Annotated in this window: 9 protein-coding genes and 1 pseudogene; 8 read left to right on the forward strand and 2 right to left on the reverse strand. The window is 70.7% G+C overall.

From position 1 onward, the window contains the following. A partial coding sequence (locus C667_RS14805) for an ABC transporter substrate-binding protein (protein WP_004367519.1) occupies positions 1-977 on the reverse strand: 977 nt, incomplete at its 3' end. Positions 978-1,166: 189 nt separating this feature from the next. On the opposite strand from C667_RS14805, the gene C667_RS14810 reads away from it, so the two are divergent. Then, entirely contained in the window at positions 1,167-3,641 is a 2,475-nt protein-coding gene (locus C667_RS14810; protein ID WP_004367521.1) for a PAS domain-containing sensor histidine kinase, read from the forward strand. Positions 3,642-3,754: 113 nt separating this feature from the next. Here C667_RS14810 and C667_RS14815 read toward each other — a convergent pair whose 3' ends face one another. Next, positions 3,755-5,113 carry an IS1182 family transposase gene (locus C667_RS14815; protein ID WP_004356467.1) on the reverse strand — a complete coding sequence of 453 codons (1,359 nt, stop codon included), beginning with the start codon at positions 5,111-5,113 and terminating at the stop codon, positions 3,755-3,757. Positions 5,114-5,162: 49 nt separating this feature from the next. Here C667_RS14815 and C667_RS14820 point away from each other — a divergent pair. From C667_RS14820 to C667_RS14850, 7 genes and pseudogenes are all read left to right on the forward strand, one after another. Then, positions 5,163-5,423 (forward strand): annotated as a pseudogene (locus C667_RS14820) (ATP-binding protein); the annotation flags it as partial. Beyond that, positions 5,398-6,036 carry a response regulator transcription factor gene (locus C667_RS14825; RefSeq protein ID WP_039921707.1) on the forward strand — a complete coding sequence of 213 codons (639 nt, stop codon included), beginning with the start codon at positions 5,398-5,400 and terminating at the stop codon, positions 6,034-6,036. The pseudogene C667_RS14820 and the gene C667_RS14825, both read left to right, overlap by 26 nt. Positions 6,037-6,196: 160 nt before the next feature. After that, the gene (locus C667_RS14830; RefSeq protein ID WP_004367526.1) at positions 6,197-7,939 is read left to right on the forward strand and encodes a potassium/proton antiporter; all 1,743 of its coding nucleotides are present in this window, start codon (positions 6,197-6,199) and stop codon (positions 7,937-7,939) included. A 64-nt stretch (positions 7,940-8,003) separates the two neighbouring features. Further along, positions 8,004-8,891 (forward strand): bifunctional methylenetetrahydrofolate dehydrogenase/methenyltetrahydrofolate cyclohydrolase FolD, encoded by an 888-nt coding sequence (gene folD, locus C667_RS14835; protein ID WP_004367528.1) that lies wholly within the window; start codon positions 8,004-8,006, stop codon positions 8,889-8,891. 10 nt (positions 8,892-8,901) lie between these two features. Beyond that, complete coding sequence (gene purE, locus C667_RS14840) at positions 8,902-9,393, forward strand: 5-(carboxyamino)imidazole ribonucleotide mutase (RefSeq protein WP_004367529.1); 492 nt, start codon at positions 8,902-8,904, stop codon at positions 9,391-9,393. Positions 9,394-9,403: 10 nt separating this feature from the next. After that, positions 9,404-10,570, forward strand: coding sequence for a 5-(carboxyamino)imidazole ribonucleotide synthase (locus tag C667_RS14845; protein ID WP_004367531.1), 1,167 nt, complete (start codon positions 9,404-9,406; stop codon positions 10,568-10,570). Between the two features lie 10 nt (positions 10,571-10,580). After that, the coding region (locus C667_RS14850) for an L-threonylcarbamoyladenylate synthase (RefSeq protein ID WP_004367533.1) at positions 10,581-11,580 on the forward strand (1,000 nt) is incomplete at its 3' end.

Raw genomic sequence — 11,580 nt, forward strand, 5'->3', positions numbered from 1 at the left:
GCGGCGGGCGGCACCGGGATGCGCGCGCTGCCGGTGGCGCGCTCCCAGGCGGCGAGGAAGGCGGCCTGCGCCGGCGTGCGCGCCTCGGCGATGAAGGTCTGCGGCATGCGCGCGCCCTCGGCGTTGCGCCCGGCGAGCTCGATGAAGCTCGACATCGCCAGCGTCCAGCTGCCGATCATCGGCACCTGCCAGCCGAGGTGGGCCATCGAGTTGGCGATGTGCGCGAGCTCGGGGCCGATGCCGTAGGTGAGCACCGCCTGGGCGCCGGCGGCGCGGGCGCGCTCGAGCTGCGCCCGCATGTCGGTCTCGCGCAGCTGGAAGCGCTCGACCGCCACCGGGGCGAGTCCGCGCGCGCGCAGGGTGGTCACCAGGTCCTGGCTGCCGAGCACGCCGTAGTTGGTGGCGTCGTGCAGGATCGCGAGCCGGGTCAGGCCGCGTCGGCCGACCGCCTCCTCGACGATCACCGCGGCCTGCAGGGTGTCGCTGGCGGAGACGCGGAAGACGTAGTTCTCGGCGAACTCGGGGGGCTGGAACTGCTTGGTGATCAGCGAGCCGGTGGCCACCGAGGTGATCACCGGGATGCGCGCCACCTGGTAGTGGCGCTGGCTGGCGAGCGCGATGCCGGTATTGACGATGCCCAGCCCGGCGGTGACGCGATCGCGATGGATGAAGTCGCGCACGATCTGCGCGCCGAGCTCGTTGCTGGCCTCGTCGTCGCGCTCGACGAGCTCGATACGACGCCCGAGCAGGCCGCCGGCGGCGTTGAGCTCGGCAGCGGCGATGCGGATGCCCTCGCGCATCGACAGGCCCATCGGCGCCGACGGGCCGGAGAAGGGGCCGGACACCCCCACCCGGATCGGCGCCCGCTCGCCGCCGCTCGGGCGTGCACCCGCGCCCACGGCCTCTGCCGACAACTGCGGCACCAGGAGCAGAAGCGTCACGAGGGCGCGCCCGAACAGCGCGAGGAAGGGTTTCATTCCTTCACTGTAGGCAGCGTGAACAAACGCACAAATTGGCGGAAACCCCATCGCGCTCTGCTGCGCTGCCGCATCCAGGGCGGGCCTGTGTATTCCGATCAGGGTTACACCGGATGACGCGGGCGGCCGCGCTCGACAACAATCGCGGTCCCCATCCGCCACCCCGCGCCGCTCGTCCGGCCATCCTCCATGCAAGCCTCCGCCGCCGCCCGGGCGACCCTGTCGCGCTGGTACTGGGCCGTGCCCTATCTCGCGGTGACCGTGCTCGCGCTGTCGATGCTCGCGGTCGTGTGGCTGCTGCAGGCGCGCGAGACCGCGGTCGAGCGCGACGCGCTCGCGCGCGACCTGCAATGGACCGAGCAGTCGATCCGGCGCGCGATGCTGACCACCGAGGAGTTCCTCGTCCAGCTCGCGCGCGACCTCTCGGCGGGCACGCTCGACCACGACGACTTCCAGCTGCGCGCCAACGAGCACCTCGCGATCAACCCGGCGCTCACCAACCTCGCCTGGGTGGACCGCGAGCACGTGATCGCGTGGTCGGCGCCCTTCGACACCCGCGATCTGCTCGCGGGCGAGATCCTCGTGGATGACCAGGTGCAGGCCTTCCAGAACAGCGCCCTGTCCGCCCGGTTGACCTACGGCCGGCCCTACATCGACGTGCGCGGCGCCGCTGTGCTCGAGGTCTATGCGCCCGTGTTGCGGCGCGGCGATTCGCTCGGGGCGATCGTCGCGGTGTACTCGATGGAGCGCATGCTGAGCCGCCTGGTGCCGGCGCGCTTCGCCGAGAAATACCGCCTCGCCATCCTCGATCGTGCCGGCCAGGTGCTTGCGCTCAGCTCGGCGCTGCCCGAGGCGCAGCAGCCGCTGTCGCTCGTGCTCGCGCTCGATCCCCCGGGCAACGGCCTCGCGCTGCAGGCGATGGCCTTCCGGTCGGGCGGCGCGGTGCTGCGCTACCTGCCGGCCGCGCTCATCGTGGGTCTCTCGCTGCTGGTGCTGTGGAGCCTGTGGACGCTGCGTCGCCACGTGCAGCGGCGGGTGCGGGTGGAGAAGGAGCGCGACCAGCTCTTCGACCTCTCGCTCGACCTGCTGTGCGTGATCGACCTCGATGGCCGCTTCGGGCGCTGCAACCCGGCCTTCGAGCGCGTGCTCGGGCACGACCCGCACAGCCTGCCCGGGCGCTTGCTGATCGACTTCGTGCACGCCGAGGACGTGGCCGAGACGCTCGCCATGCTGCGCCGCCTCGCCGGCGGCGAGCCGGTGCGCTTCGAGACGCGCTGCCGCTGCGCCGACGGCAGCTACAAGTGGCTGATGTGGAGCATCAACCCGGTGCGCGAGGAGCGCCTGGTGTACGCGGTGGCGCACGACGTCACCGGGCGCAAGGCCACCGAGGACGCGCTGCGCGCCGAGTCCGCCTTCCGCAAGGCGATGGAGGACTCGGTGGTCACCGGCCTGCGCGCGATCGACCTGTCGGGGCGCATCATCTATGTGAACTCCGCCTTCTGCCGCATGATCGGCTTCGACGAGGACGAGCTCGTGGGCGCGGGGCCGCCTTTCCCCTACTGGCCGCCGGAGCAGCTCTCCGAGTGCGAGCGCAACCTGTCGATGACGCTGTCGGGGCGCGCGCCGCGCAGCGGTTTCGAGATGCGCATCCTGCGCAAGAACGGTGAGCGCTTCGACGCGCGCTTCTACCTCTCGCCGCTGATCGACCTCACCGGCCGCCAGACCGGCTGGATGGCCTCGATCACCGACATCACCGAGCCCAAGCGCGTGCGCGCCGCGCTCGAGTCGGCGCACGAGCGCTTCGAGGCGGTGCTCGACGGCCTGGACGCCGCGGTGTTCGTCGCCGACGCGCGCACCGACGAGATCCTCTTCGCCAACCTCGCCTTCAAGCGCATCCACGGCTTCGACGCGGTCGGGCGCACGGTGCGCGGGGTGGCGGTGCCGCAGCCCGAGCGCGGCGACTACCGCGTCGATCCGCGCAACCTGTCGCCCGCCGATGTGCCGCGCGAGCTCTTCGACGGCGAGCTGCTGCACCCGCAGTCGGGGCGCTGGTACCACGTGCGCGAGCAGGCCACGCGCTGGGTGGATGGGCGGGTGGTGCGCATGGGCATCGCCACCGACATCACCGACCGCAAGCAGACCGCCGCGGTGGCGCGCGAGCAGGAGGAGCGCCTGCAGCGCACCGCGCGCCTGATCACCATGGGCGAGATGGCGTCCACGCTGGCGCACGAGCTCAACCAGCCGCTGGCGGCGATCGCCAACTACTGCGCCGGCTCGGTGACGCGCCTGCAGTCGGGCAAGGGCAAGACGGAGGACGTGCTCGCCGCGATGCAGAAGGCGAGCTTCCAGGCCGAGCGCGCCGGCAAGATCATCCGTCGCGTGCGCGAGTTCGTGAAGAAGAGCGAGCCGCAGCGCTGCGCGGTCGACCTCGTGGAAGTGCTGGAGGATGCGATCGGCTTCGCCGACATCGACGCCCATCGCACCCGCATCCGCATCCACACCGAGCTCGAGCCCGAGCTGCCGCCGGTGTACGCCGACCGCATCATGATCGAGCAGGTGCTGCTCAACCTCATCCGCAACGGCCTCGACGCCATGGCCGACACCCTGCCCGAGGCGCGCGTGCTGGTGGTGCGGGTGCGCACCCTAGCAGCCTGTCGGACTTGAAGCCGGCGGACGGCGTACCGGCAGGCGGGGTTTCATGATGTGAAAAATAATCGGCATTTCAGAGCCGAAAGCGCCTTTTTCGCGTGAAATCGCCATGCTCCTGTCGTTTCTTCTCACTGCAGACGCAATACGGCCATGCGCTTGAAGTTCCACGCGAGGCAGACCAGCGTCCATTCGTTGCGCACGTTGCCAACACCGCGCAGCAGGAACTGACGGAAACCCATCACGGACTTGATGATGCCGAACACCGGCTCGACGGTCTGTTTGCGCAGCGCGTAGGCGGCGCGACCGGTCTGGGTCTTGAGGGCGTGCTTCATCTGCTCGACGTGGGAGGTGGGCGTCTCGAGCGGTGCGGGCTCCTCGAAGCGGCTGCGCCAATCCGGATGATGCGCATCGCGCCCCACTGCGATCAGCGGCTCGACCCCGGCGTCGTGGCAGTGCTGGACGTTGCGTTCGCTGTAAAAGCCGGTGTCGGCCAGCAGCCGCGCGGGTTGATTGAGCCCATCGGGCAGTGCCTGGATGCACTCGAGCATCGGCGCGACCTGCTCCTTGTCGTTACCGGCGGTGGTGATGTGGGGCGCCACCACCAGCATCGATTCGGTATCGACCACAGCTTGCGCGTTGTAGCACTGCTCGAAACCACCGCCCGCCACCTTCATGATGCGCGAGTCTTCATCGGTCAGATTGATCTGATCCTCGGCCTGTGGCCCCGTCTGCGGGGGCTTGGGGGGCTTGCCACCGGGCTTCTTGCCCGTGCTCGCCTGCTTGGCCTGGCGCTGGGCCATCTTCGCCTCGTACTCGGCTTGCTCGCGCTCGAAACGTTCCTTCGCGCGGGCTTCGATCTTGGCTTTGGCCGTCGCGATGGCCGCCAGACGGTCTTCGCGGCGCTTGATCTCCGCCGGTAAATCCACCCCCTCAGGCACATTGCCTTGGTCGGCAGCCTCGGCCAGCTTGAGCATCTCCTGCACCTCGGCTTTGAGCTGCGCTTCGATCTTCTGCGCGTGCCCGTAAGACAGCGCACTGTGCCGGGAGGCGTTGGCGTGCAGCTTGGTGCCGTCCAGGCTGACCGTGCCAAAGCGCGAGAGCTGGTTCTCGCGTGCGACCTGCAGCACTTGCACGAAGAGCTCGGCGAACTGTTCGCCGAAGCGGCGCCGGAAACTCGCCAGGGTGTCGTGGTCCGGGTGCTGGTTGCAGGCGATGAACCTAAACGCCAGCGAATCGTAAGTCGCCCGCTCGATCCGGCGGCTCGAATGCGTCCCCGTCGCGTAGCCGTAGATCAGCAGCGACAGCAGCATCGCCGGGTGGTACGCATCGCTCCCACGCCCCGCATACGCCCGCTCCAGCGCCGACAGGTCCAGTGCCTCGACCACGTCGACCACATAGCGCGCCAGGTGCGTTTCGGGCAGCCACTCCTGTACCGAGGGCGGCAGCAGGTAGTCCGTTTGGCGGTCGATCGGGCGGAAGCGGCTCATGCTCTCAGGATCCGGGGGCGATGCGGCATTTTACAGGGGGTAGTCCGACAGGCTGCTAGGGGCCGACGTGGTCGAGGTCGCGGTGATCGACCGCGGCCACGGCATCAGCGAGGAGGGCAGGGCGCAGCTGTTTACGCCCTTCTACACCACCAAGGCCGAGGGCATGGGGATGGGGCTCAACATCTGCCGCTCGATCATCGAGTTCCACAACGGCAGATTGGTGGTCGACGCCAACCCCGAAGGCGGTACCATATTTACCTTCACCCTGCCGACGGAGTCCGCAATTGAGCGCAGTGCCCGCAGCGCCTGACCAGATCGTACATGTCGTCGACGACGACGAAGCCCTGCGCGACTCGCTCGCCTGGATGCTGGAGGCCAACGGCCATGCGGTGGTGGCGCACGAATCGGGCGAGGCCTTCCTCGCCGCGTGCACGCCGGGGATGACCGGCTGCGTGCTGCTCGACGTGCGCATGCCGGGCATGAGCGGGCTGGAGGTCTTCGAGGAGCTCGGGCGGCGGCGCTGCGGCCTGCCGGTGGTGTTCATCACCGGCCACGGCGACGTGCCGATGGCGGTGTCCGCGCTCAAGCAGGGCGCGGTGGACTTCGTCGAGAAGCCCTTCGGCGAGCGCGAGATGCTGCGTGTGGTCGAGCAGTGCCTGCGCCTCGAGCGCGAGACCCGCGACCGTCGCCTGCAGGAGGCCGACACCGCGCGCCGGCTCGAGCAGCTCACCCAGCGCGAGCGCGAGGTGCTCGAGCTGATCATCGTCGGCAAGCTCAACAAGCAGATCGCCGACGTGCTCGGCATCAGCATCAAGACCGTCGAGGTGCATCGCGCGCGCGTGATGGAGAAGATGGGCGCGCACTCGCTGGCCGAGCTCGTCCAGCACGTGGTCGCGCTCGAGCCCGGCGCCGCCATGCGCTGACGCCGGCGCGCGCCACTGCGCGCCACAGCCAGACCTCCGCGGCGGTGCGCGCAGGAACTTTCTCCCGCCCGGGCGTCTCCGCCCCAGGGGCGCGCCATCGCCGCGCGCGCCGCCAGAACTTGCCGAACGTCCCTCCCCAGCGGCCGGACCCGACCTCCGAATGACCGGAATCAACGCGCTCTTCCTGCTCACCGGCCTGCTGCTGTTCATCAGCGTGCTCGCCAGCACCATCTCCGCCCGGCTCGGCCTGCCGCTGCTGCTGCTCTTCCTCGGCGTCGGCATGCTCGCCGGCGAGGACGGTCCGGGCGGCATCGTCTTCGAGGACTTCTTCATCGCCTCGCTGATCGGGCAGGCCGCGCTCTCGGTGATCCTGCTCGACGGTGGGCTGCGCACCAAGGTGAGCAGCTTCCGCGTCGCGCTCAAGCCGGCGGCGGTGCTGGCGACCTGGGGGGTGATCGGCACCGCGGGCCTGCTCGGGCTCTTCGCCACCTGGATCCTGGACGTCGACTGGCGGCTCGGCATGCTGCTCGCCGCGATCGTCGGCTCCACCGATGCGGCGGCGGTGTTCGCGCTGCTGCGCAACAGCGGCGTGCGGCTCAACGAGCGCGTGCAGGCCACGCTCGAGATCGAGTCCGGTGCCAACGACCCGATGGCGATCCTGCTCGTCACCGCGCTGGTGGGCATGCTGCTGCAGCCCGAGACCGCCAGCGTCGGCGGCTTCGTGTGGATGCTGACGAGCCAGCTCGGGCTCGGCGCCATCCTCGGCCTCGCCGGGGGCTGGGTGCTGTCGCGGCTGATGGCGCGGCTGTCGCTGCCCGACGGGCTGTATGCGCTGCTGATCCTGTCCGGTGGCACGCTCGTCTTTGCGGCGACCAACCTGCTCGATGGCAGCGGCTTCCTCGCGGTGTACCTCGCCGGCGTGGTGGTCGGCAACCGCCGCAGCCACGCCACCGAGCACGTGCTGCGGGTCATGGACGGCCTGGCCTGGCTCGCCCAGGCGGGCATGTTCGTGGTGTTGGGGCTGCTGGTGACGCCATCGAAGATGCTCGACTACGCGACCGAAGCCTTTGCGATGGCGGTGTTCCTCACGCTGGTGGCGCGTCCGGTTGCGGTGGCGATCGGGCTGGCGCCTTTCCGCTATCCGCGCAACGAACTGCTCTATGTGAGCTGGGTCGGCCTGCGCGGCGCGGTGCCGGTCACGCTGGCGATCGTGCCCGTGGTGATGGGCGTGCCCGATTCGCAGCTGCTGTTCAACGTCGCCTTCGCGGTGGTGCTGCTGTCGCTGCTGGTGCAGGGCGCGACCGTGCCGCTGGCGGCGCGCTGGCTGGGCGTCGAGGTGCCGCCGCGCGACGAGCCGCGCGACAAGCGCGAGGTCTGGGTGAGCGAGGCGGCGGCGGTGGACATGCTGGAGTTCTGCGTCGAGGCCGGCGCCAAGGCCGAGGGTCGCCACCCCGACGAGCTCGGCAGCGACCACCCCGGCCACGACGTGCGCTGCGTGGCCCTGGTGCGCGAGGGCGGCCTGCACCGCCTGACCCCGGACACCCGCCTGCGGCCCGGCGACTCGGTGTGGATGATCGCGCCCGACGAGATCTCCGAGCGGCTCGCGCGCAGCTTCGCCGGCAGCCGCGGCGAGCTCACCGCCAATGCCAGCTTCTTCGGCGAGTTCGTGGTCGACCCCGGCAGCCGCGCGAGCGACCTCGCCGACGCCTACGGCCTGCGTATCGAGGAGGCCGAGCGCGCGCTGGGGATGGGCGAGCTGCTCGCGGTCCGCCTCGGCCGCCCGCCGGTGGTCGGCGACCGCGTCGAGATCGGCGCCTTCGTCCTCACCGTGCGCGAGATGGGCGACAAGGGCCGCATCACCGCGCTCGGCCTCAAGTGCCCGCCGCTCGGCGGGGGGCGTTGAGCGCTGAGCGGGCCGCCGTCGCCGCGATGCTGTAAAATCCCGGCTTTTTTCGGGGGCTTGAAGGATGACCGCTCGCATCATCGACGGTAACGCGCTGTCTGCACGCGTGCGCGGCGAAATCGCCGAACGTGCGGCCGCGCTCACGGCGCGTGGCGTGCAACCCTGCCTGGCGGTCATGCTGGTGGGCGCCGATCCGGCCTCCGCCGTCTACGTGCGCAACAAGGTCGCCGGCTGCGAGAAGGCCGGCATCCGCTCGCTGCGCTTCGACTACCCCGAGAACGCCACCCAGGAAGAGGTGATGGCCAGGCTCGCCGAGCTCAACGCCGACCCGTCCGTGCACGGCATCCTGGTGCAGCTGCCGCTGCCCAGGCACCTTGACGAGACGGCCGTGCTCGAGGCCATCGACATCCGCAAGGACGTCGACGGCTTCCACGCCGAGAACGTCGGCCGCCTGTCGCAGTGCCGCGAGGCCTTCATCCCGTGCACCCCGCACGGCGTCATGAAGATGCTCGAGACCGCCGGCGTGCAGGTGCAGGGCGCCGAGGCGGTGGTGATCGGGCGCTCGAACATCGTCGGCAAGCCGATGGCCACGCTGCTCACCAATGCCGGCGCCACCGTCACCGTGTGCCATTCGAAGACGAAGGACCTCGCCTTCCACACCCGCTGCGCCGACATCCTGGTGGCGGCGATCGGCAAGCCGCGCTTCGTCACCGGCGACATGATCAAGCCGGGTGCCACCGTGATCGACGTCGGCATCAACCGCCTGCAGGACGGCCCCGACGCCGGCAAGCTGTGCGGCGACGTGGATTTTGCATCCGCCAAGGAAGTCGCCGGCGCCATCACCCCGGTGCCGGGTGGCGTGGGGCCGATGACCATCACCATGCTGCTGGAAAACACCGTGATTTCCGCCGAGCGCGCCGCGAGCGATCGCAAGCTCGCGGCCGGCAAGTGAGGACTGCGAGATGAGCGAAACCCAACCCGTCGTCGGCATCATCATGGGCTCCAACTCCGATTGGCCCACCATGAAGGCCGCCGCGAAGATGCTGGAAGACTTCGGCGTGCCCTTCGAGGCGCGGGTCGTCTCCGCCCACCGCACGCCCGACCTGATGTTCGAGTACGCCGAGGCTGCGCGCAGCCGCGGGCTCAAGGCCATCATCGCGGGCGCGGGCGGCGCGGCGCACCTGCCGGGCATGGTCGCGGCCAAGACCACGCTGCCGGTGCTGGGCGTGCCGGTGCAGTCGAAGGCGCTGTCGGGGCAGGACTCGCTGCTGTCCATCGTGCAGATGCCCAAGGGCATCCCGGTCGCCACCTTCGCCATCGGCGAGGCGGGCGCGGCCAACGCCGGCCTGTTCGCGGTGGCGCTGCTCGCGGTCGAGGACGCCCGGCTGGCGCAGAAGCTCGCCGACTTTCGTGCCCGCCAGACCCAGGCGGTGCTCGACATGAGCCTGGATTGAGAGCCGCACCATGATCCTCCCGCCTGCCACCCTCGGCATGCTCGGCGGCGGCCAGCTCGGCCGCTTTTTCGTTTCGGCCGCGCACGAGATGGGCTACAAGGTCTGGGTGCTCGACCCCGACCCGCACAGCCCCGCCGGACTGATCGCCGACCGCCACCTGGTCGCCGCCTACGACGACTACGTCGCGCTCGACACCCTGGGCAGCGAGTGCGCTGCGGTGACCACCGAGTTCGAGAACGTCCCCGCCGACACGCTCGACTACCTCACCAAGTTCATCCCGGTGCACCCGGCGGCGAGCGCGGTCGCGGTGTGCCAGAACCGCATCGCCGAGAAGACCTTCCTCGCCGACCACGGCCTGCCGCACGGCCCCTTCGCGGTCATCCGCGGCGAGGACGACGTGCGCAACGCCAACGCCGAGCTGTTCCCGGCCATCCTCAAGGTCGCCCGCTTCGGCTACGACGGCAAGGGCCAGGCCCGCGTCGCCGACCGCGATGAGGCGATCGCCGCCTTCCAGCACTTCAAGGGCGAGCCCTGCGTGCTGGAGAAGATGCTGGCGCTCGATTTTGAAGTGTCGGTGGTGCTGGCGCGCGACGAGGCGGGCAATGTGCGCGCCTTCCCGACCGGCGAGAACCGGCACCGCAACGGCATCCTGGATGTGACCATCGCACCCGCGCGCGCGGCGGCCTGCCCCAGCGAGGGTACGCAACTGAGTGCGCAGCAGATCGCCGAACGTATCGCCGACAAGCTCGGCTACGTCGGCACGCTGGGGGTGGAGTTCTTCGTCTGCCGCGGCGAGCTGGTGGTCAACGAGATGGCGCCGCGCCCGCACAACAGCGGCCACCACACCATCGACGCCTGCGACGCCAGCCAGTACGAGCAGCAGGTGAGGGCGCTGTGCGGCCTGCCGCTGGCCACGCCGCGCCAGCACTCGGCGGCGGTCATGGTGAACCTGCTCGGCGAGCTGTGGTACGAGGATGGCAAGGGGCACGGCACCTACCGCGAACCCGACTGGTCGCTGCTGCACGCGGTGCCCGGCCTGCGGCTGCACCTGTACGGCAAGCACCACGCCCGCCCGGGGCGCAAGATGGGCCACTTCGTGGTGACCGGTGATGATGCCGAGGCCGTGCTCGAGCGCGCGCTCGCCGCGCGTGCCGCGATCGGCATCCGCGACGAGTGAGCACGGGCCGATGAGCGACTCCGGGGCCAGGGCGCGCGGCCGCATCGAATCTCCCACGCCGGCCGAGATCGCCGCAGCCGCGGCCCTGCTGCGCGCGGGCGAGCTCGTCGGCATGCCCACCGAGACGGTCTACGGCCTCGCCGCCGACGCGCTCGACCCCGAGGCCGTGAACAAGATCTTCGCCGCGAAGGGCCGCCCCGCCGACCACCCGCTGATCGTGCACCTGCCCTCGGCCGAGCACCTGCCGCAGTGGGCAGCCGCCATCCCCAAGGACGCGCTCGCCCTCGCGCGTGCCTTCTGGCCCGGCCCGCTGACGCTGATCCTCAAGCGCACCGCGGATGTCCCCGATGAGGTCACCGGCGGGCAGGACACGGTCGGCGTGCGCGTGCCCGCGCATCCGGTCGCGCTCGCGTTGCTGCGCGCCTTCGACGGCGGCCTGGCCGCGCCCAGCGCCAACCGCTTCGGCCGCATCAGCCCCACCACCGCCGCACACGTGCAGGAAGAACTCGGCGAGCGCGTGGCGCTGATCCTCGACGGCGGCGCCTGCGAGGTCGGCATCGAATCCACCATCCTCGACTTCTCGCGCGACGTGCCCGAGATCCTGCGCCCGGGCGCGATCGGCCCGGAGGATATCGCCCGCGTGATCGGGCGCCGGCCGCGCGTGCGGGGGGAGGCGCTGCCGGAGGTCGATGAGACGGCGGCCGGGCAGGGGCGTGCCGGTGATGCAAGCGCCGCGGCGACCCGTGTGGTCGCGCTTGCCGAAGCCACGTCCGGTTCCGTCCAGCCCGCCCCGCGCGTCTCCGGCGCGCTGGCCGCCCACTACGCTCCGCGTACCCCGCTGCGCCTAGTCGAGCCCGCGCTGCTCGTCGACGAGGCCGTCGCGCTTGCGGGCGAGGGCAGCCGCGTCACCGTCCTCGCCCACTCCACGCCCGATCCGCGCGACGCCCGCCTGAGCTGGCGCACCCTGCCTGCCGACCCCGCCGCCTACGCGCAGGGCCTGTACGCCAGCC

Origin of the sequence: Thauera phenylacetica B4P, from assembly GCF_000310225.1 — a bacterium.
Lineage (GTDB): Bacteria > Pseudomonadota > Gammaproteobacteria > Burkholderiales > Rhodocyclaceae > Thauera > Thauera phenylacetica.